The sequence below is a fragment of the Rhodococcus sp. P4_B6 genome (assembly GCF_056402215.1).
This window is the reverse complement of sequence record NZ_JBFUHV010000072.1, coordinates 15,433-41,871: the sequence shown is the minus strand read 5'-3', so window position 1 is coordinate 41,871 and position 26,439 is coordinate 15,433. Positions and strand designations below refer to the sequence as shown.

Here is a 26,439-nt window from a genome sequence, read left to right as displayed (position 1 = left end):
ACCCCCGGGTCGTCAAACGCAAAGTCCTCAAGTGGGCAGCCAAACGCGCACACCATCAACACCATCCACAACCCACCCAGCCGCCGAAATGCACCATCCTTGTTCACTAACTGAACGGTATTGGGGCTAAAGCAGCCACCCCTCTCACAGCCAGTGAGAACGTGAGCAGCAAACCCGCGTCCTTCAGGACCGGGTAGTTGATATTCAAGCTGGCCGCGGAGCGAGCGGTGGCCGACTCGGGCCTGCCGTGGACGACGTTGCGCGCAGCCCAGTTTCACGAACTGGTGCTGAGCATGCTGCAGAAGATGGCGAAACTGCCGGTGATCCCGGTCCCGGGCGGACTGCGCTTCCAGCCGGTCGACTCGGGGGAGGTGGCGGCGCGTCTGGTGGAACTGACGCTCGGCGCCCCGGCAGGCCTGGTTCCCGACCTGCCCGGGCCGACGGTGTACGGGATGGGCGATCTGGCGCGCAGTTACCTGCAGGCGACCGGCAGGCACCGGCTGACGATGCCGGTCCGGATGCCGGGCAAGGCCGGCCGCGCGTACCGGGACGGCGTCAACCTGTCGCGCGAGGCGGCGACGGGCAAGCGGACGTGGGAGGACTTCCTGGCCGCCTACCCGGGCATCTGACCGCTGGCGTCGGCGAGTTTCCCGCGCAGGTCCGCCAGGGTTTTGTTCAGCAGCCGGGACACCTGCATCTGCGAGACGCCCACCCGAGCGGCGATCTGCGACTGGGTCATGTTGCCGAAGAACCGCAGAACGAGGACGGTGCGTTCGAGGTCGGGAAGGGATCCCAGCAGCGGCTCGAGAACCACGTGGTCCTCGACGTGTGCGAGGGACGGGTCGACGTCGCCGATCGTCTCCGACAGCGGGCGCTCGTCCTCGCCGAGCGGGAAATCGACGGACAGGGTGCTGTAGGCGTCGGCAACCCGGAGGCCCCGGACCACCTCCTCCTTGTCGATCCCGAGGGCCTCGGCCAATTCGCTCGCCGTCGGGGCGCGTCCGAGTGTGGTGGTCAGTTCGGTCGTCGCGGTCGTGAGGGAAAGGTGCAGTTCCTGCATGCTGCGCGGGACGCGCATCGCCCATCCCGTGTCGCGGAAGTGCCTGCGGACTTCGCCGGTGATCGTCGGGACGGCGTACGACACGAAGTTCGCCCCGCAGCGGGCGTCGAAACGGTCGACTGCCTTGACCAGACCGATGCGGGCGACCTGGATCAGGTCGTCGAGGGGTTCTCCGCGACCGAGGAAACGCCGGGCGATGTGTTCGGCGAGCGGCAGGCACCGCTCGATCAGTCGCTGTCGCAGCAGTTCGCGGCGGGGGTCGGAGGCGGCGAGCCGGCCGATGGCCTCGCACTGCGCGGGCACGTCACGATACTGGTCACGCTCGCGGCGCGCGGTCTCGTTTCGGGCCTGCCGTAGCTCTACTCGTGCGGCGTCGGCGTCGGCTGCGGACTTCGTGCGATGCACCGGCTTCGACCGCGTGGGGATGCGTCGGATTTCGAGCGATGGTTCGACGAGCGGGGTGGACACTTTCATGGCTCTGCCCTTCTCTGACCTGCCGGCATCGGCGATGGCGTCGCTATTCGACGAGTGCGGGGGACGTGTCTGCGGCCTCGTCGGCGAACATCGCCTCGATCCGGGCCTTGATTTCCTCGGTGCTCATCGTGGCTCCGCCGCGCGTGGTGCTGGTGGCGGAAGCGTGGAATGCGGAGCTGGCGGGCATGAGGGCTGCGTCCTGTCGTGTGCGAAGAGTCTGTGTCTGGGTCTGTGTCGGTGTCGAACGGGTGCGGGTGTCGGGGTGTCCGGTCACGTCGGCAGGGACGAGAGGAGAGTGAGCGCGCTGAGCGCCAGCGTGGCGATCAGGCCGCCGGCGATCGCTCCGCCGCTGCCTGCACCGAGAACGAGGACCTCCCCGTCGTGGGGAGTGCTCTGAGGGTCGTGGGTGGTCATCTGCGGTTCTCCTTCGTGCGGCCTCGTCGTGAGAACTAATCTGCGTTGAAGAATATAGATTTGTTCTACAGCGGTCGGACGGGAAGTTCAAGCCGAATCGGCAAGATTGCTGGTCCAGCCCCGCGGGGGTGTGGGCATTCCGGAGCGAACCTGCGCGCCCCGCGGCATATTGTGTCCACCGGCGCTTGCTAAGGTTGATGTGCCCTGAGAAGAAGGGAGACCCGGTGACGTCCTCTCATATGCCGCTTCGTTCGCAGCGGGGTGTATACGGGATCTCGGTAACGTCGGAACTGACGGGTATCGGACCACAGACGCTGCGCCTGTACGAGCGGCGCGGGTTGATCACACCGACTCGCACGGGCGGTGGCACACGCCGGTACAGCGAGGACGATGTCGCGCGCCTCCAGAAGATCACCGAACTCGTCGCCGCAGGAGTCAATCTCATCGGCATCGGCCAGATCCTTCGGCTCGAGGCCGAGAACGCGGTCCTCGCGGCGCGGAACGCCGAACTCGAGCAACTCGTCCGATCCGAGGTCCCGGACCGCGCCTGAGCGGCGCCGGATCAGCTCGCAGACTGGTCGTTCGTGGGGTTGAACTCGTCGAACGACGCGTCGGCCGACTGCCATTTACCTTCGGCCCGGATGTCGGCGAACGCGAGGTCGAATGCGTCGACCAGCCACGCGTGCCCGGCGGTGGCCAGCAATTCGTCGGACGTGCCGTCGGCGGCGCCCTGGAACAGGCTGACCCTCCACTCGGACGCGTCCTCGACGGCGTCGGTCAGTCCGTCGGTGGCATTCGACGCGAGAAGGTACCGGTTGAACTCGAAGTCGACCCGGATCGCGTAGCCCGCACCGGTGTTGACCACGTTGGCCGGTCGCTGCGTGGCCGCGGCGAGCGCCGTGAGGGCGTCGCGGTAGCGATCTGCGTGTTCCTGAGTACGGGGCACCGTCTTCTCGTCTCTCGCACAGAGGCCGCGGCGCTCACGGCCACGACACCTCGACGAATCCGTCCGGGGTCGGTGGCGGTTCGYGTTCGGTTCGGGTCCGAGATTACGTGACCCGATGGTCGTCTTGGCGGCCGCCGGCCAGGCATGACGGGTCCGAGATGCAAAATCTGTATTTACGAATGCAGATTCATTTCATTTGCGTGTTAATATCAGGTGTTCCTTAAGCAGAAGGGAGCCTGTTATGACCATCGACGTCCTGCCCCGCTCACGTCGCGGGGTCTACGGAATTGCGGTGACGTCGGAGTTGACGGGCATCGGCCCGCAGACTCTCCGCCTGTACGAGCGGCGGGGGTTGCTCACCCCCGCCCGGACCAGCGGCGGCACCCGCAGATACAGCGACGACGACCTGATCAGGCTGGCACGCATCGCTCAGCTCATGGACGACGGTGTGAACGTCGCCGGCATTCGGCGCATCCTCGCGCTCGAATCCGAGAACGCCGAACTGGCGTCCCGGCTGGACGGGCCGGGCCGCACGCCCGGATAGTGATCCACCACTGCGCCGGGGAGGTGAACTCTGTACCCGCCAGGGCTCCGACTCTGGCCCCGCATTCGACTCCAGACGGGACAAAGAATCATGACCCTCACGGCCCACAATGCATTCCGCACGCACAGTGCCCGGCACGCGAAGGACCGGCAGGCAGAGCCCGACCGCCGCTTCTCGCTCGGAACCGCGCTCGTCGCCGCCCTCGTCGCGGCGGCGCCGGCAATGGCCGTGACCGGTTCGGTGGTCCTCGCGGCCGCCACCGCCGGATCCGTTCTCGTCGGCGTGCTGCTTGCCGCCTTCCTCATCTCGAGCCTGATCTGACCGCTCCGGATCCGCTCAGCGAAGTCCGGCGAAGAAGTCCCGGATGTCCGCAGTCAGGGTCGCGGGCTCCTCGAGTGCGGCGAAGTGGCCGCCGCGATCCTCGACGTCGGTCCACCGCGTGATCGCATGCTCCCGCTCCGCGTAGCGGCGGATGCCGACGTCGTGGGCGAAGACGATGACGGCGGTCGGGATGCCGGACACGGAATTGGCGGTGCCCCAAGAAGATTCCTGCATGTAGCCGACGTACGCGGCCGAGGACGCGGTGTCGGTCAGCCAGTACAACATGACGTTGGTGAGCAGGCGGTCGATGCCGACGACGTCGTGGGGGAGCGCCTCCCGCGGATGCGTCCACTCGCGGAACTTGTCGACGATCCAAGCGAGCTGACCGACCGGTGAATCGGCGAGCGCGGCACCGAGCGTCGCAGGTCGCGTCGACTGGATGGAGATGTAGCCGAACTCGTCGGTCAGGAACCGCAACACCCGGTCCAGGCGGTCCCGCTCCAGCGGTGTCAGGCTCGCCCGCTCCGCCTCGTCCACGTCGTGGACGGGAACCCCGATGTTGCCGTTGAGGTGCACCCCGGCCACCGCGTCCCGGGCGATGCGGGCGACCTCGGGCGAGACGCCCGCGCCGATGTCGCCGCCCTGGACCCCGTAACGGTCGTATCCGAGCCGGCTCATCAGCTCCGCCCACGCCCCGGCGATCCGGTGGATGTTCCAGCCCGATTCGCGGACCGGTCCCGAGAATCCGAATCCGGGCAGCGACGGCACCACCACGTGGAATGCGTCCGCGGGGTTGCCACCGTGCGCCACGGGGTCGGTGAGGGGCCCGATCACGTCGAGGAACTCGACGAACGAACCCGGCCAGCCGTGGGTGAGGACCAGGGGCAGTGCGTCCGGTTCGGGTGAGCGGACGTGCAGAAAGTGGATGTTCTGCCCGTCGATCTCGGTCACGAACTGCGGGAAGGTGTTGAGCGATTTCTCCTGTGCCCGCCAGTCGAACTCGTCGCGCCAGTACGCGACGAGTTCGACCAGGTAGGACGTGGGCACCCCGGTTTTCCAGTCGTCACCCGGGAGCGGGGTGCCGAACCGGGTCCGCGCGAGTCGTGCGGCGAGATCGTCGAGTTGCGCCTGCGCGATGTCGATGCGAAACGGTCGGATGGACTTCGTCGTGTCGGTCATGCAGACCACGCTACGAAGGATTGAGGACAGTTCCGGTCCTTGATCGAGGGACGGGTCAGCAGGCCCCGGTCTTGGCGGCGTCGTAGGCCTGGATCATCTGATCCTTGCGCTCCTGCGGAGCGTCCTTCCACTCCGCCGTCTCGGCCGACTGGGTGAAGAGGTCGTCGAGGGCCTTCGTGCGGTCGAACGTCTCGCCGCTCTGCTGCGCGCGGGCCTCGGCGCCCTTCGCGTACTGGAGGAGGCCTTTGCACAGGTCCGCGACGGCGGGCAGGCCTGCGGAGGACGCCTCGGTGGCCTCGGTCGTTGCGCTCGCCGTGGACTCGGCGTCGGTGGTGGTCGATTCGGAACTGCACGCCCCGAGCAGCAGGGCGGCCGGGATCAACAGCGCAACGATGGTTCGTGTCATGCGAAATACATACCAGAGGCAGGTGTCGGTCAGTGTCGGCCGGTCGCTCCCAGGCCGTCCCGAGCGGACAGCGTCAGGCGGGGCCGAGGGTGTAGTCGACGCCCGGACGGTCGCCCTTGCCCTTGTTGAGCCAGCGCCCCGGCAACTTGCCCGCCAGTTCACCGAGCGGCCCGACGGCGGCGCTGAGAACCCCCACCGTCTCCTGCAGCAGGTCGACGCTCGCGCTCATCCGCTCGAGGTTGGGCGCCAGCGCCGTCAACGTCTCGGACAGTGCCACGATCTGATCGAGCGGGCCGCCCTCGGCGATGAGGCGTTCGAACGCGCCGCCCTCTGACAGCAGTGTGTCGAGGATGCCGTTCTCGGCGAGCGCCCGATCCACCAGTCCGCCCGGCGCCGTGAGCCGTTCGACCGCGCCGTCCTGCGCAGTCAGCCGTTCGAGGGGTCCCTGCTCGGCGGTGAGACGGTCGAGCAGGCCGTCTTTCGCGAGCAGTCGCTCCAGGGTGCCGTCCTCGGCGAGGACCCGGTCGAGCGGGCCGTCCTTGGCGAGGACCCGCTCGAGCGGCCCACCCGGCTCGAGCAGTCGTTCGAGGGTGCCGCCCTCCGACGTGAGACGGTCGACGGGGCCGCCCGGGGCGAGGAGACGATCGAGCGGACCGCCCGGCTGGAGGGCCTGCCCGAGCGGCCGGTCGTTGGCCGCCAGCGACGACAGTTGGCTGATCACCTGCAGCGGGCTCCCCTGGGTGCTCATTCCCGTGACCACGCCGGTCCCGGCGACCGCGGTCCGCACCGACACGAGGGCGGCCTCGGCGATACCGAGACCGACATCGGCCGCCGCGAGACCGGCACGCACCGGGAGGGTCATCAACGACACCAGGTTCATGGAGTTACTGTAACCCGCGACACACAATCATCGAGCGTGTCGATCAGGTCAGTGCAGAGCCTTCAGTCCGACGACGCATCCCACGATGCCCAGGATCAGCAGAATCTTCACCGGCGTGGCACTCTCGGCGCCCGTCAGCATCGCGAACCCGACCGTCAGCGCCGCGCCGATGCCGACCCACACCGCGTACGACGTTCCGGTGGGGAGACTGCGCATCGCGTAGGCCAGACCCGCCATGCTGAAGACCAGGGCGACGCCGAAGACGATGCTGGGCCCGAGCTTGCTGAATCCCTCCGACCGGCCGAGGGCGGTGGCCCAGACAGCCTCCAGAACCCCCGACAGCACGAGCACGATCCACGCCATGACAAACCTCCGGGCACCGTCTTGTCGCTGGCCGGGTACGGTGCGCTCGTCCGGATGTCGTGTCGACGAATTCCACGGTACCCAAAGACGCGCTCCGCGCCCGTGAGTGGTGAGCGACTCCACAGGCTCGCTCCGCGCGCACGGCGCGGGAATGCACCGAATATCTCGCAGATCGAGACCTGCTGACTTATTGTCGAGCGCGACAGTGAATTCTGTGCGTATACCACGGAAGATAACGAGGAACATCATGATGCTCGGACTGCTCGCCGCAATCAACAGCGCTTTCACCCTCGGACTCGCCAACACGATCGGCACGTTCGGCGGAGTGGTGCTCAACCTGAACGTCGTCGCCTGAACTTCCTGCCTGTCAAGACAACTCCGGTCGCAACCCCGCCGTCGGCTCGACGGCGGGGTTGTCGCGTTGTGCGGCGACCGTGAGCGCCGGGGCGCGGGAGAGCAACTGTCCCATCCTCGCTCATGCGCCCGGAATTTCATCCTTTTTCGCTCGAGAAGAATGGGTGATTTTATTCAGGGAAATTGCGTGCGCGTGTCGCCACGAATTTGTCGAACGTGACTTAGTGTCATCCGCAACGCGTACGGACAGCGCGCAAACACCCCTTCACCGGGGCGACGATGGAGGTCATGATGCTGGGACTGCTCGGGGCGCTCAACAGTGGTGTCACACTCGGATTGGCCAACACGATCCTGACGTTCGGCGGGGTAGTGTTCAACCTCAATATCGTCGTCAACTGACGATCGGAATCCGTCCGGCCAGGGCCGGCCGCACCGGCTCACAGGAACCTCCCAGGAAACCTACAGCGACGATCCAGCGTCACGAGTGATGATGGGTTGCGTGAATGATAAGCCTGTCGAAGCCCGCGTCCTCGTCGTCGACGACGAACCGAACATCCTCGAGTTGCTCTCCGTGAGTCTCCGATTCCAGGGATTCGAGGTGGCGACGGCGTCGACCGGGGCCGAGGGACTCGACACGGCGCGCACCTTCCGCCCGGACGCCGTCATTCTCGACGTCATGATGCCGGGAATGGACGGGTTCGGCCTGCTCAAGCGGTTGCGCGCCGACGGTGTGGACGCGCCGGTGCTGTTCCTCACCGCGAAGGATGCGGTGGAGGACAAGATCAGCGGCCTGACCCTCGGCGCGGACGACTACGTCACCAAGCCGTTCAGCCTCGAAGAAGTGGTGACCCGGCTTCGCGTCATCCTCCGGCGGGCGGGCAAGGTGTCGGTGGAGGAGCAGTCGGCCCGCATCAAGTTCGCCGACATCGAACTCGACGACGACACGCGGGAGGTCTGGAAGGCGGGCGACCTGGTGTCGCTCTCTCCGACGGAGTTCACGCTGCTGCGGTACTTCATGGTCAACGCCGGCACGGTGCTGAGCAAGCCGCGGATCCTCGACCACGTCTGGAACTACGACTTCGGCGGTGAGGTCGGCGTGGTCGAGTCGTACGTGTCGTACCTGCGCCGGAAGGTCGACACCGGCGAGACCCCGCTGATCCACACCCTCCGCGGCGTCGGCTACGTGATGCGCGAACCGCGGCGATGACCGCGCCCGCGGCTCCCCGGGAGTCGGCCGAGGTGGTCGCCACCGTCCCGAACAGGCCTGCGCGACGGTGGATCCGGGCGATGCCACTGCGCATCACGCTCGTCGGCGCCGTGCTCCTGCTCGCTGCGCTCGGGCTTCTCGCGTCCGGTGTCGCGGTGACGTCGGCGCTCGAGAATTCGCTGACCAACCGCGTCGATCACCAACTCCACGAGGCCGCTCAGGGGTGGGCGAAGCCCGGCAAGTCGCGTCCGCTGCCGCCGCCCGACGAACCGAATCCCGGACGTCCGCCGAGCCCGTTCTACGTCCGCACGACATTGGCCAACGGCACCGTGCTGCGTGAGATCAACGACGAATCCGTCTCGCCCGCACTGCCGGAAGACCCCGCCTCCGTGCCCGTGACGGTCGGCTCGACCGACGGTTCCGACGTGCGGTGGCGGGTGCTGACCACCACCGCGCCGGACGGCATCGAGACGACGGTCGCGATGACGCTCACCGAGAACGACGAAACCGTGAACCGGCTGGCCGTGCTGCAACTCATCATCGGTGTGGTGGTGCTGATCGTGCTCGGAGTGGTCGCGTATTTCGTGGTCCGGCGCAGTCTGCGTCCCCTCGTCGAAGTGGAGGAGACCGCCGCGGCGATCGCGGCGGGAGACCTGCACCGACGCGTCCCGGAACGGGACGACCGTACCGAGATCGGGCGACTGTCTGTGGCGCTCAACGGAATGCTCGCGCAGATCCAGCACGCGTTCGCCGCCACCGAGGCGTCGGAGGAGTCGGCGCGGCGGTCCGAGGAGAAGATGCGGCGATTCGTCGCCGACGCGAGCCACGAACTGCGCACCCCGCTCACCACGATCCGCGGCTTCGCCGAACTGTATCGACAGGGCGCGATGACCGACACCGAAACCCTGATGAGCCGCATCGAAGGGGAAGCGTCGCGGATGGGTCTCCTGGTGGAAGACCTGCTGATGCTCGCCCGGCTCGATGCCCAGCGACCCCTCGAGACCCGGCCCGTCGACCTGCTGTCGGTGGCATCCGACGCCGTGCACGGGGCGCGCGCCGTCGCCCCCGAGCGGTCCATCGCCCTCGACGTCCGCCCCGGACCCGGGACACCGGAGGTGATCGGCGACGAGGCCCGGCTGCGGCAGGTCCTCGGCAACCTGCTCGCCAACGCCGTCAAACACACCCCCGCCACCGCGGACGTGACGGTCCGGCTCGGCACCACCGAGCACAGCGTCGTGCTCGAGGTGGCCGACACCGGACCCGGACTGACCGAGGAAGACGCGGCCCGGGTGTTCGAGAGGTTCTACCGCACCGACGCGTCCCGCACCCGGGAGAGCGGCGGCAGCGGGCTCGGCCTGTCGATCGTCGCGGCCCTGGTCGCCGCCCACCGAGGGTCGGTAACCGTCGACAGCCGGCCCGGCGAAGGTGCCACGTTCCGGGTGGAACTGCCGCGGTCGAGCTGACCGTCAGTCGGGGACGTTGGCCCCGTGGCCGAGTTCGCGCAGCGCCGCCTTGATCTTCGCCTGCGCCTCCTCGAGCGATTCCTGGGACGGATTCTGCTCGGCGTTGCTGATGTTGAAATCGCCGAGATCGTAGGCGGGGAAGACGTGCAGGTGCAGGTGGGGCACCTCGAGGCCGGCGATCAGCAGTCCCGCCCGCGGTGCGTCGAACGCCGGGCGGACGGCCTGCCCGATCGTGCGGGCCACGTCCATGACCTTGTTCCAGACCTCACCGTCGACGTCCTGCCACTGGTCCACCTCCTCGCGCGGCACGACGAGGGTGTGGCCCTGGGTCACGGGGGCGATCGTGAGGAACGCGACGACGTCCTCGTCCTCCCACACGAACCGTCCCGGCAGATCTCCGTTGATGATGGCGCTGAATACAGATCCCATGGCCGCCATTATGCGGCTTCGCCACCCGTGAGTACTTATTAACCTTCCGCGGTTAATAAGTACTCACGGGCGCGAAGCGCACAGGAAACTCCCAGCCTCCGTCCAGAGTGATCGCAGCGTCCGGGCCGAACCTTGGACGCATGACGACGAATTCCCTCTCCCGAGCACCGGGCGCCATGGGACGACTCGAGACCTCCGGAACCTCCGAGACCGCGCCCGTGCTCGACGTTGTCGTGCCGGTCTACAACGAGGAAGCCGGACTCGAACGTTGCGTGCGCCGGCTGCGGCGGCACCTCGACGAGAACGTTCCCTACACCGCCCGCATCACCATCGCCGACAACGCCAGCGTCGACGCCACCCTCGCCGTGGCCCACCGACTGGCCGCCGAGATCGACGGCGTCCGCGTCGTGCACCTCGACGAGAAGGGACGCGGCCGCGCCCTGCGCGCGGTGTGGAGTGCCTCCGACGCCGAGGTGGTGGCGTACATGGACGTCGATCTGTCGACGGACCTCAACGCCCTGATGCCGCTGATCGCACCGCTGCTGTCGGGGCATTCGGACCTCGCGATCGGCTCCCGGCTCGCCCGCTCCTCGCGGGTGGTCCGGGGCCCGAAGCGTGAGTTCATCTCCCGCAGCTACAACCTCATCCTCCGCAGCGCGCTGCACGCGCGGTTCTCCGACGCGCAGTGCGGGTTCAAGGCGATGCGGGCGGACGTCGCGCAGCGTCTGCTGCCGCTGGTCGAGGACACCGGATGGTTCTTCGACACCGAGCTGCTGGTGCTCGCGGAACGCGCAGGCCTGCGCATCCACGAGGTCCCCGTGGACTGGGTCGACGACCCGGATAGTCGCGTCGACATCGTCGCGACCGCTGTCGCCGACCTCAAGGGCGTGTGGCGGGTGGGCCGGGCGCTGTCCACCGGATCGCTGCCGATCGGCAGCTTGCGGGACAGCTTCGGACGCGAGCCGCTGGTGCCCGGGGTTCCCCGCGGCATGGTCGGGCAGTTGGCCCGGTTCGCGGTGATCGGTGTCGCGTCCACCGTCGCGTACGCGCTGCTCTACCTGGTTCTGCATCCGGTCCTGGGCGCGCAGTGGGCCAACGCCGTCTCACTGCTGGTCACGGCCGTGCTCAACACGGCCGCGAACCGCGCGTTCACGTTCGGGGTGCGCGGATCCGAAGGCGCCGCCCGGCATCAGATGCAGGGTCTGCTCGTGTTCGCCTTCGGACTGCTGCTCACCAGCGGTTCCCTGTTCGTCCTGCACTCGGCGGCCCCGGACGCGTCCAAGCACGTCGAACTCGCCGTCCTCGTACTCGCCAATCTCGTTGCCACCATCAGTCGTTTCATAGCCCTTCGCTGGGTGTTCCGGAACGCTCGCCCCGAAGGAGTTCACGCATGACGACGACCCTCGAACAACCGAAGGTCGAAACGCCCGAACCTCCTCCGGCCCGGCGGAGGTGGGAGCCCTGGGCGCTCGCCGCACTGCTCGTCGGGACGGCGGTCGCGTACATCTGGGGGCTCGGCGCTTCCGGCTGGGCCAACTCGTTCTATGCCGCCGCGGTGCAGGCCGGTTCGGAGTCGTGGAAGGCGTTCTTCTTCGGGTCCTCCGACGCCGCCAACTCCATCACCGTCGACAAGCCGCCGATGTCGCTGTGGCTGATGTCGCTGTCGGTCCGGATCTTCGGCCTCAGCTCGTGGGCGATGCTGGTGCCGCAGGCCCTGCTCGGCGTCGGTTCCGTCGCGCTGCTGTACGCGACGGTGAAGCGGTGGTTCGGGGCCCCGGCCGGTCTGCTCGCCGGTCTGGTGCTCGCACTGACGCCGATCGCGGTGCTCATGTTCCGGTTCAACAACCCCGACGCGCTGCTGGTGCTGCTGATGATCGCGTCCGTGTGGGCGATGCTGCGTGCCGTGGAGGACGGACGCACCCGGTGGATGGTGCTGACCGGCGTGTTCGTCGGGCTGGGGTTCCTGACCAAGCAGCTTCAGGTGATGCTCGTCGTTCCGCCGCTCGCCCTGACCTACCTCTTCGCGGGACCACCGAAGTTCGGCAAACGCCTCGCCCAGTGCTTCGCCGCGCTCGGCGCGATGATCGTCTCCGCGGGCTGGTGGTTGCTGACCGTCGAGCTGTGGCCGGCGTCGTCGCGGCCCTGGATCGGCGGTTCGCAGAACAACTCGATCCTCGAACTCACCCTGGGCTACAACGGTCTCGGCCGGTTGAACGGTGAGGAGACGGGCAGCGTCACGCCCGGTGGCGGCGCGCGTGGCGAAGCCGGAGCAGCAATGGGTGACGCCATGGCAGGCGGGGGCTTCCCCGGAGGCGGCCCCGGCGGTGGCGGCGGAATGTGGGGCAGCACCGGCATCACGCGCATGTTCGAGTCGGCTCAGGGCGGTCAGATCGCCTGGCTGATCCCGGCCGCTCTGATTCTGCTCGTCGCCGGTCTCGTAGTGCGTGGCAGGGCGCCACGCACCGACACGCAACGTGCGTCGTTCGTCGTGTGGGGCCTGTGGCTGCTCGTCACCGGGCTGACGTTCAGCTTCATGGCCGGAATCTTCCACGCGTACTACACCGTCGCGCTCGCACCGGCCGTGGCCGCGCTGGTGGCGATCGGTTCTGTGACGCTGTGGCGTCGACGCGACACCCTGTGGATGCGTGCTGTTCTTGCGGTGACACTGCTGGCCACAGCGGCCATGTCCTGGGTTCTGCTCGGGCGCAGTGCGTCGTTCGTGCCGTGGCTGAAGTGGGCCGTGGTCGTCGCCGGTGTTCTCGCCGCGGTGGCCGTGCTGATCCCGGCGCTGACCAGGGGACGGATCGCGGCCGTCGTCACGCTGGCCGCGCTGTTCACTGGGCTCGCCGGACCGACGGCGTACGCCGTCGACACGATCGCGACGCCGCACACCGGTTCGATCGTCTCGGCCGGACCCACCGTCGAAGGCGGTCGCGGTGGCTTCGGCGGAATGGGTGGCCCCGGTGGCATGGACGGTGCCGGACGCATGGGCGGGCGCACCGACGGCGGCGCCGCGCCCACGATGCCGGGCGGTGCGGCTCCCGGTGCCACCGACGGCGCAACGGCAGGCGCCGCCGACGGCATGGGCGGCATGGGAGCCATGGGCGGCGCTGCCGGGGGACTCCTCTCCGGCAGCAACCCCGGCGAGGAACTGGTGTCGTTGCTGGAGCAGGATGCCGGCAACTACACCTGGGTGGCCGCGGCCATCGGATCCAACAGTGCGTCCGGTTACCAGCTGGCCACCGAGGACCCGGTCATGCCGATCGGCGGGTTCAACGGCAGCGATCCGTCACCCACGCTGGAGCAGTTCCAGCAGTACGTGGCGGACGGGAAGATCCACTACTTCATCGCCGGCGGCCGGGGCGGCGGAATGGGTGGCGACGGCACCGCGTCGGAGATCTCCACCTGGGTGCAGGCGAACTTCACCGCAGTCACCGTGGACGGCGTGACCCTGTACGACCTCACGTCCTGACCGAAACCCCCTGTGAGTACTTGTTAACCGCCCGCGGTTAACAAGTACTCACAGGTGTGTCAGAGGGGGAACGAGATCTCGGGCGTGCGGCAGATGAGCAACCTCCGCACGAGCCCGGACTCGTCGAGCTGTGCCGAGGTGTTGAACGACGCCTCGAATTCGCCGTTCCGGGTGGTGCGTCCCAGTGCCAGTTCGACGTCACCCACCCGCGAGCCCGCGAGGATCTCGTGTACCAGCACGCTCTTCTCGCGTTGCTGCAGGTACCCGACGAGACCTGCGCGATCGCCGACGAATTCGGCTGCCTTCCCGCCGCCGGTGGAGAACTGGATCGACATCCGGAAGTCGTCGGTGATCATCGTCAGGACGCGGTCGGGATCGTCCGAATCCATGAACGCGAACCATGCGACCAGCACGGGCGTCGGTGACGTCCTCGGATTCAGGTCAGTCGCGCTTGTCATGTGCCAACTCCCTTGTGAGAATGCTGAATTCCGTGTCGAAGGACACTTCATATGCGTCGATGGTGCCGTCGGCGTCGAGGTGCATGGCGGCGAGGAAGTAGCCGGTCGTCTTCGTCTCGTTCTCGACGACGGAGCCGTAGGCGAACTGGACGTCGCCGGCGCTGCTCGTCCGGAGCAGCACGTGCCGCCGGTCGACCGGGGGTCGTCCCCGGAGGTAGTCGAGCATGTCGGCGCGGGTGTGGCCGCGACGGACGGTACCGGGAAGAACTATGGCGAACTCGATCGATTCGTCGAGCAGGGCAACCGCGTCTTCGATCCGGCCGCTGTCGAGGATCGCGTAGTACTGCTCGATCACGAGTGCATCGGTCATGAAATGAACTTAGTTCAACATGGGTGGGTCTGTCGAGAGTCCTTGCCGTCTCGTCTTCTGCGAAACTAAACTGAACTCACGTCAATTTATAGGAGAGTTCAATGCAGTCCTCCCATTCCAGCCCTTGGCCCGAGACCGAACCCGCGGCGATGACCCCCGTCGCCGAGCACGAAGACATCCGCGACGTCATACGCCGCCTGCTCGACCGCCACTCGACCCTCGAGGACGGCCGACTCGCCGCCCGGTCCCCGGTCGGCTATTCCCCCGAGTTGTGGTCGCTGCTCGTCGAGGAGATGAACGTCGCGGCCCTGACGGTGCCGGAGGATCGCGGCGGCCTCGGATACAGCGTGGTCGAACTCGGCATCGTTCTCGAAGAATGCGGGCGCGCGCTGGTCTGCGAACCGGTGCTCACGTCCGCCACGCTGGGAGTGCACGCCCTACTCGCGGCCGAAAGGTCGCAAACAGTAGACGAACTGCTCGACCAGGTCGTCCGGGGCGAACTCGTCGCGACGGTGACGGCCCTGAGTGGGCAGACCGATTTCGTCGACGCCGCGCGCGCCGGCGACCGATGGTCGCTGTCCGGTCGCGCGACGAATGTCGTGCAGGGCGGCGCCGCCGATGTCGTCGTGCTGCTCGCGCACGCCGACGACGGACCCGGCCTCTATGCGGTCGATCTGCGGACCGCGACGGTGCGGCGAACAGAACTTCCGGTGGTCGACCCCAGTCGACGGCAGGCGAATCTGCTCTTCGACGACGCGGAGGCGGTGCGGCTCGCCGGACCCGGTGACGCACCGCGCGCGGTCGAATCGTTGCAGAGCCTCGGAGTGATCGGACTGGCCTGCGAGCACGTCGGCGTGATCGACCGATTACTGGACAGTACACGGGAATACACCATGCAGCGCCGCCAGTTCGGGCGGGCGATCGGCTCCTTCCAGGCTGTCAAGCATCGACTGGCGAACACTCTCGTCGAGCTCGAGAAGGCGCGATCGGCGGCGCGGTACGCGGCCGCGGTGTTCGCGGAAGACCCGGGCGCCGCGGCGCTTCCGGCCGCTGTCGCGGGTGCGGTCTGCACCGAGGCCGTGATCGCCACCGCGATGGAGGCCGTGCAACTTCACGGGGGAGTCGGCTTCACCTGGGAACATGCGACGCACTCCTATGTTCGCCGCGCGCTCGGAGACGAACCGCTGCTGGGGGATTCGCGGGCGCACCGCGGGCGGATCGCGGATCTCGTCGGACTCTGACATCGGGCCGGCTGCTGCCGGCCGAATCCGACGCTCTTCGACCCCGCTATTGACGGAACACCTCCCACCCAGTAGAACTGAAGTGAATCCAGTTCAGTTTTCATCCCTCGAAAGGACCCCGACATGGTGGACACCGATCACATCGTTCTCGAGAAGGACGGCGACGTCRCCCGCGTGTGGCTCAACCGCCCGCACAAGAAGAACGCGGTCACCGTCGAGTTGCTGCACCGCCTCGACGAGATCATCGTCGAGGTCGACAACGACCCCGAACTCAAAGTGCTGGTCCTGCGTGGACGCGACGGCACGTTCTGCTCGGGATTCGATCTCGACGAACTGCGGGAGAAGTACGTCGGCTCCACCACCGCGATGGATGTCGCGGTGCTGTCGGCCCGGGTGTGCGACCGCCTGTACTCGATGAACACGCCGTCCGTCGCGGTCCTCGAAGGCTTCGTCACCGCGGGCGGTTTCGAGCTGATGATCTCCTGCGACTTCGCCATCGCGGCCGAGGACGCTCGTATCGGCGACTTCCACATTCGCCGCGCGCTGTTCGGTGGTGCGGGCCCGATCTACCGGCTCCCGCGGATGATCGGCATTCGGAAGACCAAGGAGCTCATGCTCACCGGCAAGCTCCTCACCGGCAAGGAGGCGGAGGCCTTCGACCTGATCAACGCTTCGGTGCCGGCCGAAGACCTCGACAAGCTCGTCGCCGAGTTCATCGCGCCGATCGTGGACAAGAGTCCGTTCATGATGAAGCTCACCAAGATGTGCATCGACCGCGGTCTCGACGCGGACATCCAGTCGCTCATGGTGATGGAGCACCTCGCCGTCGGCAACGCGCTGCAGTCCGAGGACGCACGCGAAGGCGTGAACGCGTTCCTCGAAAAGCGTGACCCGGTCTGGGTCGGTCGCTGACCCGAACGCCGCCGACGAATCCCGAGGAGAGATTGACGATGGGCGAGACACATACCGCGCCGGCACTCGGCGCGAGCCGGTGCTCCCACTGCTCGACGGTGGCGTTCCCGGCCACCAGCCTGTGCTCGCAGTGCTCACGACCGGCGATGTCGCCGGTTGCGCTGAGCACACGCGGAACGGTCTGGGCGTACACGGTTCAGCGGTTCGCCCCGAAATCGCCGCCGTATGTTCCGCCGCCGGACGGGTTCTCGCCGTTCGCGGTCGGCTACGTCGAACTCCCCGAGGGAATCAGGGTCGAAGCCGTGCTCGACTGCCACGACTTCGACGAGTTGGACGACGGGGCGCCGGTGACCTTGGTCGCCACGGCACCGGTGCCCCGGTTTGCCACCGACGCATATCTGAAGGAGACCCGCTGATGTCCACCGTGTCGATCATCGGGGCCGGACTGTCGAAATTCGGGCGCCAACAGGACAAGACCGGCCGCGGGCTCGCCCTGGACGCGATCGCGTCCGCCCTGGCCGACGCCGGCATCGCGTGGACCGACGTTCAGGTCGCGTTCGGTGGCAGTGACGGCTCCGGGCTCGCCGACACCCTGGTGTCCGAACTCGGACTCACCGGAATCCCGTTCACCAACGTCAAGAACGGTTGCGCGACAGGGGGTAGCGCTCTGGTGTCGGCCGTCAACGCCATTCGTGCCGGCGCCGCCGACATCGCGCTCGCGGTCGGCTTCGACAAGCACCCGCGCGGTGCGTTCGACCCGGCGCCACAGGACTGGGGTCTGCCCGTCGGCTACGGCGAGGCGGGTCTCATGGTCACCACCCAGTTCTTCGGCATCAAGATCGCGCGGTACATGCGCGAACACGGAATCAGCGCCCCCACACTGGCCGCCGTCGCGGAGAAGGCGTATCGCAACGGCTCCCTGAACCCGAATGCCTGGCGGCGTGAACCCATGTCCGCCGAGACGATCGCCGCCGCGGACATGGTCAACGACCCCCTGACCAGGTACATGTTCTGCTCACCCGGCGAGGGCGGTGCGGCCGTCGTCGTGGCGAGCGAGACCGCCGTCCGGCGACTCGGCGGACGACCGGTGCACCTGCGGGGCATTTCGGCGGGCACCCGCCGGTTCGGCTCGTTCGAGGTGTTCGGCCCGTCGATACAGGGCGCGGGTACCCCGTCGAGCGTGAGCACGTCCACCGCGGCGGCCGCATTCGAGCAGGCCGGACTCGGACCTTCCGACGTGGACGTCGCGCAACTCCAGGACACGGAGAGCGGCGCCGAGATCATGCACATGGCCGAATGCGGATTCTGCGAGCACGGCGAGCAGGAAAAGCTGATCGCCGCAGGGGAGACGGAAATCGGCGGGCGGATCCCGGTCAACACCGACGGCGGTTGCATCGCGAACGGGGAACCGATCGGCGCGTCCGGCCTCCGGCAGATACACGAGATCGTCACGCAATTGCGCGGTGAGGCCGGTGCCCGGCAGGTCCCCGGAAACCCGCGCATCGGATTCACCCACGTCTACGGTGCGCCCGGGATCAGCGCCTGCACCGTCCTGTCAGTCTGAGGAAGAGCCATGAATCAAGCAACGATGCCCGGCCTGGACCAGTTCGTGGACGGCGCCCGCGCGTGGCTGCGAACGGTCGCCGAACCGCGCACCCAGATCAAATGGGGGGTGGGACCCGACTCGGTCGCCGTCTTCGAGAACTGGACCGCTGCGCAGGAACGCGAAGAGACCGACCACATCCGGGCGTACGAGCAGACGAAGTTCGACGCCGGCTGGGGTTCGATGAACTGGCCGGTCGAATTCGGCGGACGCGGACTGCCGATGTCCTATGTGCTCGCCTTCCGGCGGGAGGAGAACTGTTTCGACGTGCCCCGCCGAACCGAAATGTTCTCGGTCACTCAGCAACTGGTCGCACCGGCCATCGCCCAGTGGGGAACGCCCGAGCAGTGCGATCGGTATGTGCGGGCGATGCTTCGCACCGACATCATCGCCTGTCAGCTGTTCTCGGAAACCGAAGCCGGATCCGACCTGGCGGCGGTCCGGACGAGAGCGGTCGAGCGGGACGGCCGGTGGACGATCACCGGGCACAAGGTCTGGACGTCCGGCGCCCGGGTCGCCGACGTCGGGGTCGCGGTGTGCCGCACCGACCCCGACGCGCCCAAACACAAGGGCCTCACCGTCTTCCTGGTCCCGATGGACGCTCCCGGCGTCACCGTCCGGCCGATCCGCCAGATGACCGGGGGCAGTTCCTTCAACGAGGTGTATCTCGACGGCGTCGAACTCTCGGACGACCACCGGCTGGGGCCGGTGGGGCAGGGCTGGCCGGTCGCATTGACCGTGCTGGCCGCCGAGCGCCTCGACGCCGGTAACCTCGGCCTGGCCAACGCGGACCAGGCCGTCGAACTCGCCCGCCACCTGGGCCGGGAGCTGTCCGAGATCGAGCGCGACAAGGTCGCGGATCTGGTGACGCGCAGCTATGTCCAGCGGGTGACGGGAATGCGGGTGGCCGCCGCCGTCGTCGCCGACAAGGACCCCGGCCCGGAGGCGTCGGTGGGCAAGTTGCTCGCCACCGACACCATGGCGCGCACCTCGGAGGTCGTCCGGATGCTGCTGGGGCGCGACCTGATCGCCGACTCGGGCGAGTGGGGAACGTTCGCGTGGACCGAGCACGTGCTCGGCGCACCCGGCTACCGCATCGCAGGCGGCACCGACGAGATCCAGCGCAACATCCTCGCCGAGCGCGTGCTCGGCCTGCCGAGGGAGCCCCGCCCGTGAGTGCAACGATCACCCTCGACGACCGTGTGGCGCGTCGCCTGCGCGAGCAGAACCCGGGCCTGGACGTCGGCCCGCTCGAGCCGCTGCCCGGCGGGCACTCCGGACTGACCTACAAGGTCCGGACCGGTGGGGGCGACCTCGTCGTCAAGGCTGTGCCCGAGGGGCAGCGTCCCATCGGGCGGCACGACATGGTGCGCCAGGCGAGGATCATGGAAACGCTCGGCGCCACAGCGGTTCCCGTGCCCCGCATCGTCACCGTCGACGAGGACGGTCCGGCGTGGTTCGCGATGGAGTGCGTCGCCGGGGAATCCCTCGAGCCGGTGCTCGATACACCGGCGGTCGAACCGGCCGTCGCTGCCGCGCGGATGCGCCGGGCCGCCGAGGTGCTCCCGCTGCTGCACGCGGTGCCCCTCGACACGATCCCGGCCGCCGGTGATCCGTTGTCGCCGGCCGCCGAGCTGGCGCGGTGGCAACGCACCCTCGGCGCCGTTCCCCCCGAACTCGTGAGCGGGGGCGAGGAGTTGCTGCGTCTGCTCGCCGCCGATGTCCCGGACGGGATGGCGCCCACGTTGGTGCACGGCGACTACCGGCTCGGCAACATCATCGCGCGGGGCACGGAGCCGGCGGCATTGATCGACTGGGAGATCTGGAGCCTGGGCGATCCGCGGGTCGAGCTCGGCTGGTTCCTCGTCTTCGCCGACGGTGTGAACTTCCCCGGTGTGGGGCGCGCGGTGCCGAACCTGCCGAGCGAGGACGAGCTGATCGACCTCTACACCGGGGACGCCCCGGCACTGCCGGACATGAACTGGTTCAACGCACTCGGCCGTCTGAAGATGGCGGCGATCATGGGCCACAACCTGCGCAGGCACCGAGAGGGCCGCCACCACGACCCCGATCAGGAACGGCTGCCCGACACCATCTCGCAGCTCATTCGCAGCGGCACCGCACTACTTGCCTGACCACTCTTTCGCGCACCGCTCGAGGCGCTGACAGGAACAGAAAGGACGACACGTGGACTTCGGATACTCCGCACGCACCGAGCGACTGCTCGAGCAACTGCGGACCTTCATGGAAGAGCACGTCTATCCGGCCGAGGCCGTGTACGACGAGCAGATCAGGTCGAACGACAACCCGCACGAACAGCCGAAGGTCATGCTGGACCTGCAGGCGAAGGCACGGGAACTCGGACTGTGGAACCTCTTCATGACGCACGGCGAATGGGGCGCCGGGCTCACCAACCTCGAGTACGCCCCTCTTGCCGAGATGGTCGGACGATCGGTGATCGGCAACGAAGCGATCAACTGCTCGGCACCCGACACCGGCAACATGGAAATCCTCGCCATGTACGGCACCCCGCAGCAGCAGTCACGCTGGCTCGCRCCGCTCCTGGACTGCACGATCAGGTCGGCGTTCGCGATGACGGAACCGGAGGTGGCGAGTTCGGACGCCACCAACATCACCTCGACCATCCGCCGCGACGGCGACGAGTACGTCCTGAACGGCCGGAAGTGGTACACCTCGGGCATTCTCGATCCCGACTGCAAGCTCGTCATCTTCATGGGCAAGTCCGATTCCGACGCCCCGACGTACCGGCAGCAGAGCATGATCCTGGTGCCGGCGGATGCTCCCGGCATCGAGGTGCTCCGCGATCTGCCGATGTTCGGCTACCGGGACCGGCTCGGCCACGGCGAGGTCCAGTTCACGGACGTGCGGGTGCCCGCCGACCACATGCTCGGCGCCGAGGGCGACGGGTTCGCGATCGCGCAGGGCCGACTCGGGCCGGGGCGCATGCACTACGCGATGCGGGCGATCGGCATGGCCGAACGCGCCCTCGAGCTGATGTGCCGACGGGTCCTGCAGCGCACCGCGTTCGGGGGACCCCTCGCCGATCGCGGTGTGGTGCGTGAGTGGATTGCGCGGAGCCGGATGGAGATCGACCAGATCCGGCTGCTGGTTCTGCAGTCGTCGTGGCTGATGGACACCCGCGGCAATGCCGCGGCCCGCTCGGAGGTCGCCGCGATCAAGGTGGCGGCGATGGAGGTTGCGCATCGAGTGGTCGACCACGCCGTCCAGGCGCACGGCGCCGCGGGCGTGAGTGACGACACGATCCTGGCCCGGCTGTACGCGATCACCCGGGCACTGCAGATCGCCGACGGCCCGAACGAAGTCCATCTGCGCACGATCGCGCGCCTCGAACTGAAGAAGTACGCATGAACACGACACAGGAGTTGACGGGCAAGGTCGCACTGGTCACGGGCGCGACCCGCGGGCTCGGATACGCCATCGCCGGCGGCCTTGCCGCCGCGGGAGCCACCGTGATCGTGTCGAGCCGCAAGGAGGAGGCGTGCGTCTCCGCGGCCCGTGCGATCGTCCGGGACACCGGTGGAATCGCCGAACCGCTCGCACTGCACGTCGGGAAGTGGGACGCGATCGAAACCGCGGTCGACCACATCGTCACCCGATTCGGGAAGCTCGACGTCGTCGTGAACAACGCCGGCATCGCACCCCTGTCACCGACACTGGAGTCGGTGTCCGAGTCGCTCTTCGACAAGACGATCGAAGTCAACCTCAAGGGACCGTTCCGGCTGATGGCGGTGGCCGGCGCCAGGATGAGCGCGGCCGGAGGCGGTTCGATCATCAACATCTCGAGCATCGGCGCGGTGCGGCCCAGCCCGCCCGAGGCGATGTATGCGGCGTCGAAGAACGGCCTCAACGCGCTGACGATGGCGTTCGCGCAGGAATACGCGCCCCGGGTGCGGGTGAACTGCATCATGCCGGGCGGATTCGCGACCGACATGGCGGCCGACTGGGACGACGAGTTCGTCGGCAAGATCGTCGACCGGCTGCCCGCCGGACGGCTGGGGCATCCGGATGAAATCGCCGGCCTCGTCGTGCATCTGGCCGGGGACCGTGCCGGCTACACAACAGGGGCCGTGATCCCGGTAGACGGCGGACGCACCGCCGTCTACTGACGCGCGTGCCACGAACAGGAGTAGGAGCCAACCACATGCAGGTACCCGAGCTGTTCCAGCTGAGCGGTCGCGTCGCCGTCGTCACGGGTGCGTCGTCCGGACTGGGGATGGGATTCGCGCGGACGCTGGCCGCGGCAGGCGCCACCGTCTACGCGGCCGCCCGCCGCATCGATCGGCTCGAGGCACTGGCAGCGGAGGTCGACACCGTGGTCCCGGTCGAATGCGACATCACCGTCGACGCCGACCGCCGCCGCCTCGTCGACCGCGCCCGCGAGCGAACCGGCCACGTCGACGTCCTGGTCAACAATGCCGGCAAGCCCGGACCTCCGAACGCGGAGGACGAAACCGCCGACGGGTTCTCGTCGATCCTCGACGTCAACCTCGCGGCGGGTTTCCATCTGGCCACGTATGCCACGTCGACCGTTCCGGAGGGCGCGGGGATCTCGATCATCAACATCTCGTCGGTGATCGGTCTGGTGTCCACCGCTCCCATCGGCGGTGCGAGCTACGCGGCGTCGAAGGCGGGCATTCTCGGGCTGACCCGCGAGTTGGCGGGTCAGTGGGGCAGGCGGGGCGCCCGTGTCAACGCCGTCGTGCCCGGGTGGTTCGATACCGAAATGACGGACGGACTGTTCGGCAACCAGCGCTCGGCCGACTGGGTGCGCCGCAATACGATGCTCGGCCGCGGTGGCCGGGCGGGCGAGGTGGACGGCGCCGTGCTGTTCCTCGCATCGGATGCTTCTTCGTATGTCACCGGACAGACGCTCGTCGTCGACGGCGGCTGGGCAGCCAGGTAGGCGACAGGACCATGGACATCGAGATGATGCGTGCAGTGCGCCTGACCACCTGGGGCCAACCGGTGGAGGTCCAGCGCGTCCCAGTCCCCGAACCGCGGGGCGCCGAACTGCTGATCGAGGTCCGGGCCGCCGGGCTCTGCCGATCCGACCTGCACGTCATGGACGCACCCGCAGGTGCGTTCGACTACCCGCTCCCGCTCACACTCGGGCACGAGGTGGCCGGAACCGTGGTCGGCGCGGGACCGGACGCCGACAGGTCGTGGATCGGCGAGTCCGTGGTGGTCCACGGTGTGTGGTCCTGCGGGGAGTGCCGCAACTGCAGGCGGGGCCGGGAGAACTACTGTCACGACCTGCGTCCGCGGGCGGACGGCAGGCTCGCGGCGATCGGCAACGGTCTCGGACACGACGGCGGCCTCGCCGAGGCCATGATCGTTCCCTCGGAACGGTTCGTGGTGCGCACCCGGGGGCTCGCTCCCGAGAGTGCCGCCCCGCTCGCCGATGCCGCCCTGACCGCCTACCACGCGATCCGAACGAACCGGGACCTCGTCGACGGCCACTCGGTCACCGTCGTGGTCGGTGTCGGGGGGCTGGGCCATCTCGCTGTCCAGATCCTTCGCGCTCTCGGCGCCGGCACGATCATCGCGGTCGATCCACGCGAGGACTCGCGCGACCTCGCCCTCCGGTTGGGGGCGGACCGGGCGGTGTGCGAGGTGGCCGATTCCGGCACAGAGCCTCGCTTCGCCGACGTGGTGTTCGATTTCGTGGGATCACCGGCCACGATGGAATCGGCGGCGCAGTTGCTCGGCCCCGGTGGCCGCCTGGTGACCGTGGGCAGCGGGGGCGGCCGGCTCACGGTCGGCAAGGACCTCGGACTGCCGGGCGGCTGGCAGGTCAGCGCCCCGTTCTGGGGAACCCGCGCCGACCTCGAGGCGGTGGTCGATCTCGCGCAACGAGGTCTGCTGAGCGTCGAATCGACGTCTTACCGATTGGACGACGCCGTCGACGTGTACGACCGGCTGCGCCGCGGAGCGATTCGCGGGCGCGCCGTCCTCGTGCCGTGACCGACGACGTCTGCGCAATACCGCGCATGATGACCGAGAATGACAGTGGTTCGCTGAACAGGAGGATTGCGGGATGTGGGAGTTGGCTCGCGAATTCGTTGCTCGCGCAAAGAATTCGCCCGATGAGATCGTGGTCGTCGACGCCTCGGGCGAGTACACCGCCGCGCGCATCGCCGCGGCGGCGACAGAACTTGCCGCACTTCTGGACACCGCTCGCGGGGGTTCGCCCACCGTGCTCGTCCAAGCGGACAACAGCTGGCGGACGCTGACTGCCGCACTCGCCGTCGGTCTGCGAGGCGGCGTCGTCGCAGTGTTCAGCAGGCACGCCACCCCGTCGGAGTTCGCCGTGGCCCTGCACGACATCGCACCCGACGTGGTGATCGCCGACCCCGGGTCCCTTGCGCACTGGGGCGCGTCGGACGACCACTTCAGCGAAGAGGCGACCGCGCTGGACGGCTGGTCGATGCGCTGGTCGCGGACACCGGTCAGCGACGTCGCACGGTGGAACGGCGGAATCGCGATCGCGATGACGTCCGGGTCCACCGGACACCCCAAGTGCGTCGTGCAGTCGGAATCCGCGATCCGTTACGCCTGCCGCTGCACGATCGACGCCGTCGGCCTCGAACCCGGAGACCCGGTCGCCGCGTTCGTTCCGCTGTCGTCGGTGGCCGCATTCTGCTTCGGTCTCTACCTCCCCACGATGCTCGCCGCGCCGATGGTCTGCATGGACGGCTGGAAGCCTGCAACCGCCCTCGAGGTGGTCAGGAAACACCAGGTTGCCTGGACGATGCTCGTCCCGACCATGGCGCTTCAGCTGGCTGTCGCGCCCGACGCGGCGGGCGCGCTGACCTCGCTGCGGGCGATGACCGTGGGCGGCGGCCCGATGGACGCCGGTGCGCTCGGTCGCGCCGAGCAGATTCTCGGGACGACGTTCCTGCGGGTGTTCGGGATGTCCGAGTGCCTCGGGCACACCACCCCGCTGCCGTCGGACGCGCCGGACATACGCCTCGGACGGGACGGCAGGCCGTTCCCCGGCACCGTTGTCCGAGCCGTCGACGAGCACGGCGCTCCGCTGCCACCGGGGCGGGTGGGCGACGCTCAGGTCAATGGGCCCTCCCTCTTCGTCGGTTATGCCCGAGCCGGGGTTCCCGCGCCGCCCGGACTCACCGCGGACGGGTTCCTGCCCACCGGCGACCTCGTCGAGATCGCGGACGACGGGAGCATCCGGGTGATGGGGCGGCAGAAGCAGATCATCATCCGCGGGGGCCGCAACATCGACATCAACGAGGTCGAAGCCGCCATCGCTCGCATCCCGACCGTGTCCCAGGTGTGCGTGGTACCGGTGCCGGACGAACTGCTCGGTGAACGCGCCGCGGCCCTCGTCGTGAGCACGGGTGCAGCAATTACCCTCGGTGAGGTGGTTGCGCACCTCGGTGACATCGACTTCCCCAAGTTCAAGTGGCCGGAGTTCGTATTCACGATCGACGATCTGCCGCAGAACCGGGTCGGCAAACTGTCTCGACCGGATGCGGTGGACCTCGCAACACGCCTGCTCGCCGGTAGCGAGACCACCTGATCTCCACCCGACCTGACCTCAGTTCAGGTAGTCTTACCGATACCGACCCGACGACAAATGGATGGGGATCCCGTGTCCGTAGAAGCCATGACGCTCCGCGATGGTCCGCGTTCCAAGCGCGGGCTCATCCTTACGGCCGCAATCGAGCGCTTCGGGGAAGTGGGCTTCGAGCACACGAAGTGGGCGTCGATCGCCGACGAGGTCGGTATCGGCCAGACCGCGCTCTACCACTACTTCGAATCCAAGGCACACTGCCTGCTGACGATCATGCGTCTCGAACTGGCGCAGTCGCTCGAGCGATTCACGACCGCGATCGAGGGCATCGACGACCCGGTCGAGGCGTTGAGCGCCGCCATCACCAGCGCCCTGGAAGCGACCCCCCGCGACGCCCTGCAGCGTCGGATCCTCCAGAGCCACATGGATCTGCTGGCCACGCCCCGTCAGTCCGAGAAAGAAGAAGCCGAGCGCCAGACGTCACGGGCGCTGGTGAATTCGATCGAAGAGGCATGGTCTCTCCTCATCGCGAAGGGGATGGGCGCCGGGGCCTTCGCCGATGCCGATGCGCGTTTGATGGCCCGGCTCGTCCTCGGACTCGTCGTCAGCGTGTGGCGCTGGTACCGGCCCGACGGCGACATGACACTCGACCAGCTCAACCGGCACGTTCGCGACGCCACTCTGCGTATCGTCCGCGCGTGACCCGCGGAGATCGGAGAGTGGCTTTTGCACACCCTCGATAATTGAACCTAATTCATGTCAGTAAT

General features: G+C 68.0%; 31 protein-coding genes and 1 riboswitch. Of the genes, 20 read left to right on the top strand and 11 right to left on the bottom strand.

What is annotated here, in order from left to right:
- The first annotated feature begins 197 nt into the window (after positions 1-197).
- The gene (locus AC1DWT_RS28425) at positions 198-629 is read left to right on the top strand and encodes an SDR family oxidoreductase (protein ID WP_241031470.1); all 432 of its coding nucleotides are present in this window, start codon (positions 198-200) and stop codon (positions 627-629) included.
- On the opposite strand, the gene AC1DWT_RS28420 is transcribed toward AC1DWT_RS28425, so the two are convergent.
- The 3 genes from AC1DWT_RS28420 to AC1DWT_RS28410 all read right to left on the bottom strand — a co-directional run bounded on the left by AC1DWT_RS28420 (position 614) and on the right by AC1DWT_RS28410 (position 1,948).
- Positions 614-1,534: a SigB/SigF/SigG family RNA polymerase sigma factor gene (locus AC1DWT_RS28420; protein ID WP_095863254.1), complete on the bottom strand. Its 921-nt coding sequence runs from the start codon at positions 1,532-1,534 to the stop codon at positions 614-616. The genes AC1DWT_RS28425 and AC1DWT_RS28420 overlap by 16 nt on opposite strands.
- A gap of 43 nt (positions 1,535-1,577) precedes the next feature.
- Positions 1,578-1,721 carry a hypothetical protein gene (locus AC1DWT_RS28415; protein WP_167372177.1) on the bottom strand — a complete coding sequence of 48 codons (144 nt, stop codon included), beginning with the start codon at positions 1,719-1,721 and terminating at the stop codon, positions 1,578-1,580.
- Between the two features lie 83 nt (positions 1,722-1,804).
- Positions 1,805-1,948 carry a hypothetical protein gene (locus AC1DWT_RS28410; protein ID WP_167372176.1) on the bottom strand — a complete coding sequence of 48 codons (144 nt, stop codon included), beginning with the start codon at positions 1,946-1,948 and terminating at the stop codon, positions 1,805-1,807.
- A 224-nt stretch (positions 1,949-2,172) separates the two neighbouring features.
- Between AC1DWT_RS28410 and AC1DWT_RS28405 the strand changes: the two genes are divergently transcribed.
- Positions 2,173-2,499, top strand: a complete 327-nt coding sequence (locus AC1DWT_RS28405; protein WP_083395631.1) for a MerR family transcriptional regulator — start codon at positions 2,173-2,175, stop codon at positions 2,497-2,499.
- 11 nt (positions 2,500-2,510) lie between these two features.
- On the opposite strand, the gene AC1DWT_RS28400 is transcribed toward AC1DWT_RS28405, so the two are convergent.
- Entirely contained in the window at positions 2,511-2,894 is a 384-nt protein-coding gene (locus AC1DWT_RS28400) for a hypothetical protein (RefSeq protein ID WP_072942853.1), read from the bottom strand.
- A gap of 241 nt (positions 2,895-3,135) precedes the next feature.
- Between AC1DWT_RS28400 and AC1DWT_RS28395 the strand changes: the two genes are divergently transcribed.
- Positions 3,136-3,438 carry a MerR family transcriptional regulator gene (locus tag AC1DWT_RS28395; protein ID WP_072942855.1) on the top strand — a complete coding sequence of 101 codons (303 nt, stop codon included), beginning with the start codon at positions 3,136-3,138 and terminating at the stop codon, positions 3,436-3,438.
- A 90-nt stretch (positions 3,439-3,528) separates the two neighbouring features.
- Entirely contained in the window at positions 3,529-3,759 is a 231-nt protein-coding gene (locus AC1DWT_RS28390) for a hypothetical protein (RefSeq protein ID WP_072942857.1), read from the top strand.
- A 15-nt stretch (positions 3,760-3,774) separates the two neighbouring features.
- On the opposite strand, the gene AC1DWT_RS28385 is transcribed toward AC1DWT_RS28390, so the two are convergent.
- The 4 genes from AC1DWT_RS28385 to AC1DWT_RS28370 all read right to left on the bottom strand — a co-directional run bounded on the left by AC1DWT_RS28385 (position 3,775) and on the right by AC1DWT_RS28370 (position 6,587).
- A complete protein-coding gene (locus tag AC1DWT_RS28385; protein WP_072942859.1) occupies positions 3,775-4,938 on the bottom strand; it encodes an epoxide hydrolase family protein in 1,164 nt (387 codons plus the stop codon).
- A 55-nt stretch (positions 4,939-4,993) separates the two neighbouring features.
- A complete protein-coding gene (locus tag AC1DWT_RS28380; RefSeq protein WP_072942861.1) occupies positions 4,994-5,344 on the bottom strand; it encodes a hypothetical protein in 351 nt (116 codons plus the stop codon).
- 73 nt (positions 5,345-5,417) lie between these two features.
- On the bottom strand, positions 5,418-6,224 hold the full coding sequence (locus AC1DWT_RS28375) for an ABC transporter (RefSeq protein WP_072942863.1): 807 nt from the start codon (positions 6,222-6,224) through the stop codon (positions 5,418-5,420).
- A 48-nt stretch (positions 6,225-6,272) separates the two neighbouring features.
- Positions 6,273-6,587: a DMT family transporter gene (locus tag AC1DWT_RS28370; protein WP_072942865.1), complete on the bottom strand. Its 315-nt coding sequence runs from the start codon at positions 6,585-6,587 to the stop codon at positions 6,273-6,275.
- A 10-nt stretch (positions 6,588-6,597) separates the two neighbouring features.
- A riboswitch (guanidine-III (ykkC-III) riboswitch) is annotated at positions 6,598-6,659 on the bottom strand.
- A gap of 772 nt (positions 6,660-7,431) precedes the next feature.
- Between AC1DWT_RS28370 and AC1DWT_RS28365 the strand changes: the two genes are divergently transcribed.
- Both AC1DWT_RS28365 and AC1DWT_RS28360 read left to right on the top strand, forming a co-directional pair.
- Entirely contained in the window at positions 7,432-8,148 is a 717-nt protein-coding gene (locus AC1DWT_RS28365; RefSeq protein WP_167372175.1) for a response regulator transcription factor, read from the top strand.
- Positions 8,149-8,228: 80 nt separating this feature from the next.
- The gene (locus AC1DWT_RS28360) at positions 8,229-9,611 is read left to right on the top strand and encodes a sensor histidine kinase (RefSeq protein ID WP_072943153.1); all 1,383 of its coding nucleotides are present in this window, start codon (positions 8,229-8,231) and stop codon (positions 9,609-9,611) included.
- Between the two features lie 3 nt (positions 9,612-9,614).
- Here AC1DWT_RS28360 and AC1DWT_RS28355 read toward each other — a convergent pair whose 3' ends face one another.
- Positions 9,615-10,040, bottom strand: a complete 426-nt coding sequence (locus AC1DWT_RS28355; protein WP_174705505.1) for an HIT family protein — start codon at positions 10,038-10,040, stop codon at positions 9,615-9,617.
- A 140-nt stretch (positions 10,041-10,180) separates the two neighbouring features.
- Between AC1DWT_RS28355 and AC1DWT_RS28350 the strand changes: the two genes are divergently transcribed.
- Both AC1DWT_RS28350 and AC1DWT_RS28345 read left to right on the top strand, forming a co-directional pair.
- Positions 10,181-11,434, top strand: coding sequence for a bifunctional glycosyltransferase family 2/GtrA family protein (locus AC1DWT_RS28350; RefSeq protein WP_095863256.1), 1,254 nt, complete (start codon positions 10,181-10,183; stop codon positions 11,432-11,434).
- Positions 11,431-13,512 carry an ArnT family glycosyltransferase gene (locus tag AC1DWT_RS28345; RefSeq protein WP_095863257.1) on the top strand — a complete coding sequence of 694 codons (2,082 nt, stop codon included), beginning with the start codon at positions 11,431-11,433 and terminating at the stop codon, positions 13,510-13,512. Before AC1DWT_RS28350 ends, AC1DWT_RS28345 begins: the two co-directional genes overlap by 4 nt.
- A gap of 59 nt (positions 13,513-13,571) precedes the next feature.
- Here the strand turns inward: AC1DWT_RS28345 and AC1DWT_RS28340 are convergent, their stop codons facing one another.
- Complete coding sequence (locus AC1DWT_RS28340) at positions 13,572-13,970, bottom strand: hypothetical protein (RefSeq protein WP_095863258.1); 399 nt, start codon at positions 13,968-13,970, stop codon at positions 13,572-13,574.
- Positions 13,954-14,340: a hypothetical protein gene (locus tag AC1DWT_RS28335; protein WP_095863259.1), complete on the bottom strand. Its 387-nt coding sequence runs from the start codon at positions 14,338-14,340 to the stop codon at positions 13,954-13,956. Before AC1DWT_RS28335 ends, AC1DWT_RS28340 begins: the two co-directional genes overlap by 17 nt.
- Before the next feature lie 101 nt (positions 14,341-14,441).
- Here AC1DWT_RS28335 and AC1DWT_RS28330 point away from each other — a divergent pair, with 101 nt between their 5' ends.
- The 12 genes from AC1DWT_RS28330 (at position 14,442) to AC1DWT_RS28275 (ending at position 26,374) form a co-directional block, all read left to right on the top strand.
- The gene (locus AC1DWT_RS28330; RefSeq protein ID WP_179377640.1) at positions 14,442-15,581 is read left to right on the top strand and encodes an acyl-CoA dehydrogenase family protein; all 1,140 of its coding nucleotides are present in this window, start codon (positions 14,442-14,444) and stop codon (positions 15,579-15,581) included.
- Positions 15,582-15,704: 123 nt separating this feature from the next.
- A complete protein-coding gene (locus AC1DWT_RS28325; RefSeq protein WP_477923210.1) occupies positions 15,705-16,493 on the top strand; it encodes an enoyl-CoA hydratase/isomerase family protein in 789 nt (262 codons plus the stop codon).
- Positions 16,494-16,531: 38 nt separating this feature from the next.
- Positions 16,532-16,909 (top strand): Zn-ribbon domain-containing OB-fold protein, encoded by a 378-nt coding sequence (locus AC1DWT_RS28320; RefSeq protein ID WP_072942877.1) that lies wholly within the window; start codon positions 16,532-16,534, stop codon positions 16,907-16,909.
- Positions 16,909-18,057 carry a thiolase family protein gene (locus AC1DWT_RS28315; RefSeq protein WP_095863261.1) on the top strand — a complete coding sequence of 383 codons (1,149 nt, stop codon included), beginning with the start codon at positions 16,909-16,911 and terminating at the stop codon, positions 18,055-18,057. Before AC1DWT_RS28320 ends, AC1DWT_RS28315 begins: the two co-directional genes overlap by 1 nt.
- A gap of 9 nt (positions 18,058-18,066) precedes the next feature.
- Positions 18,067-19,272: an acyl-CoA dehydrogenase family protein gene (locus tag AC1DWT_RS28310; RefSeq protein ID WP_241031471.1), complete on the top strand. Its 1,206-nt coding sequence runs from the start codon at positions 18,067-18,069 to the stop codon at positions 19,270-19,272.
- Positions 19,269-20,231 carry a phosphotransferase family protein gene (locus AC1DWT_RS28305; RefSeq protein WP_072942880.1) on the top strand — a complete coding sequence of 321 codons (963 nt, stop codon included), beginning with the start codon at positions 19,269-19,271 and terminating at the stop codon, positions 20,229-20,231. Before AC1DWT_RS28310 ends, AC1DWT_RS28305 begins: the two co-directional genes overlap by 4 nt.
- A 52-nt stretch (positions 20,232-20,283) precedes the next feature.
- Positions 20,284-21,486, top strand: a complete 1,203-nt coding sequence (locus AC1DWT_RS28300; RefSeq protein WP_072942881.1) for an acyl-CoA dehydrogenase family protein — start codon at positions 20,284-20,286, stop codon at positions 21,484-21,486.
- Positions 21,483-22,244 (top strand): SDR family NAD(P)-dependent oxidoreductase, encoded by a 762-nt coding sequence (locus AC1DWT_RS28295; protein WP_072942883.1) that lies wholly within the window; start codon positions 21,483-21,485, stop codon positions 22,242-22,244. The genes AC1DWT_RS28300 and AC1DWT_RS28295 overlap by 4 nt, the downstream gene beginning before the upstream one ends.
- 35 nt (positions 22,245-22,279) lie before the next feature.
- Positions 22,280-23,041, top strand: a complete 762-nt coding sequence (locus AC1DWT_RS28290) for an SDR family NAD(P)-dependent oxidoreductase (RefSeq protein WP_095863262.1) — start codon at positions 22,280-22,282, stop codon at positions 23,039-23,041.
- A 26-nt stretch (positions 23,042-23,067) separates the two neighbouring features.
- Positions 23,068-24,102: an NAD(P)-dependent alcohol dehydrogenase gene (locus AC1DWT_RS28285; protein ID WP_477923217.1), complete on the top strand. Its 1,035-nt coding sequence runs from the start codon at positions 23,068-23,070 to the stop codon at positions 24,100-24,102.
- Positions 24,103-24,175: 73 nt separating this feature from the next.
- Complete coding sequence (locus AC1DWT_RS28280; RefSeq protein ID WP_072942888.1) at positions 24,176-25,678, top strand: class I adenylate-forming enzyme family protein; 1,503 nt, start codon at positions 24,176-24,178, stop codon at positions 25,676-25,678.
- Between the two features lie 87 nt (positions 25,679-25,765).
- Positions 25,766-26,374, top strand: coding sequence for a TetR/AcrR family transcriptional regulator (locus AC1DWT_RS28275; RefSeq protein WP_083395629.1), 609 nt, complete (start codon positions 25,766-25,768; stop codon positions 26,372-26,374).
- Positions 26,375-26,439 lie beyond the last annotated feature (65 nt).

Bases quoted from the DNA above. Each gene is read 5' to 3' on its own strand.
- AC1DWT_RS28350 (WP_095863256.1), top strand. From the start codon at position 10,181: ATGACGACGAATTCCCTCTCCCGAGCACCGGGCGCCATGGGACGACTC.
- AC1DWT_RS28345 (WP_095863257.1), top strand. From the start codon at position 11,431: ATGACGACGACCCTCGAACAACCGAAGGTCGAAACGCCCGAACCTCCT.
- AC1DWT_RS28290 (WP_095863262.1), top strand. From the start codon at position 22,280: ATGCAGGTACCCGAGCTGTTCCAGCTGAGCGGTCGCGTCGCCGTCGTC.
- AC1DWT_RS28365 (WP_167372175.1), top strand. From the start codon at position 7,432: ATGGGTTGCGTGAATGATAAGCCTGTCGAAGCCCGCGTCCTCGTCGTC.
- AC1DWT_RS28320 (WP_072942877.1), top strand. From the start codon at position 16,532: ATGGGCGAGACACATACCGCGCCGGCACTCGGCGCGAGCCGGTGCTCC.
- AC1DWT_RS28280 (WP_072942888.1), top strand. From the start codon at position 24,176: ATGTGGGAGTTGGCTCGCGAATTCGTTGCTCGCGCAAAGAATTCGCCC.
- AC1DWT_RS28335 (WP_095863259.1), bottom strand. From the start codon at position 14,340: ATGACCGATGCACTCGTGATCGAGCAGTACTACGCGATCCTCGACAGC.
- AC1DWT_RS28295 (WP_072942883.1), top strand. From the start codon at position 21,483: ATGAACACGACACAGGAGTTGACGGGCAAGGTCGCACTGGTCACGGGC.
- AC1DWT_RS28420 (WP_095863254.1), bottom strand. From the start codon at position 1,534: ATGAAAGTGTCCACCCCGCTCGTCGAACCATCGCTCGAAATCCGACGC.
- AC1DWT_RS28385 (WP_072942859.1), bottom strand. From the start codon at position 4,938: ATGACCGACACGACGAAGTCCATCCGACCGTTTCGCATCGACATCGCG.
- AC1DWT_RS28415 (WP_167372177.1), bottom strand. From the start codon at position 1,721: ATGCCCGCCAGCTCCGCATTCCACGCTTCCGCCACCAGCACCACGCGC.
- AC1DWT_RS28355 (WP_174705505.1), bottom strand. From the start codon at position 10,040: ATGGGATCTGTATTCAGCGCCATCATCAACGGAGATCTGCCGGGACGG.
- AC1DWT_RS28310 (WP_241031471.1), top strand. From the start codon at position 18,067: ATGAATCAAGCAACGATGCCCGGCCTGGACCAGTTCGTGGACGGCGCC.
- AC1DWT_RS28315 (WP_095863261.1), top strand. From the start codon at position 16,909: ATGTCCACCGTGTCGATCATCGGGGCCGGACTGTCGAAATTCGGGCGC.
- AC1DWT_RS28395 (WP_072942855.1), top strand. From the start codon at position 3,136: ATGACCATCGACGTCCTGCCCCGCTCACGTCGCGGGGTCTACGGAATT.
- AC1DWT_RS28340 (WP_095863258.1), bottom strand. From the start codon at position 13,970: ATGACAAGCGCGACTGACCTGAATCCGAGGACGTCACCGACGCCCGTG.
- AC1DWT_RS28370 (WP_072942865.1), bottom strand. From the start codon at position 6,587: ATGGCGTGGATCGTGCTCGTGCTGTCGGGGGTTCTGGAGGCTGTCTGG.
- AC1DWT_RS28380 (WP_072942861.1), bottom strand. From the start codon at position 5,344: ATGACACGAACCATCGTTGCGCTGTTGATCCCGGCCGCCCTGCTGCTC.
- AC1DWT_RS28285 (WP_477923217.1), top strand. From the start codon at position 23,068: ATGCGTGCAGTGCGCCTGACCACCTGGGGCCAACCGGTGGAGGTCCAG.
- AC1DWT_RS28330 (WP_179377640.1), top strand. From the start codon at position 14,442: ATGCAGTCCTCCCATTCCAGCCCTTGGCCCGAGACCGAACCCGCGGCG.
- AC1DWT_RS28390 (WP_072942857.1), top strand. From the start codon at position 3,529: ATGACCCTCACGGCCCACAATGCATTCCGCACGCACAGTGCCCGGCAC.
- AC1DWT_RS28275 (WP_083395629.1), top strand. From the start codon at position 25,766: ATGACGCTCCGCGATGGTCCGCGTTCCAAGCGCGGGCTCATCCTTACG.
- AC1DWT_RS28375 (WP_072942863.1), bottom strand. From the start codon at position 6,224: ATGAACCTGGTGTCGTTGATGACCCTCCCGGTGCGTGCCGGTCTCGCG.
- AC1DWT_RS28410 (WP_167372176.1), bottom strand. From the start codon at position 1,948: ATGACCACCCACGACCCTCAGAGCACTCCCCACGACGGGGAGGTCCTC.
- AC1DWT_RS28360 (WP_072943153.1), top strand. From the start codon at position 8,229: ATGCCACTGCGCATCACGCTCGTCGGCGCCGTGCTCCTGCTCGCTGCG.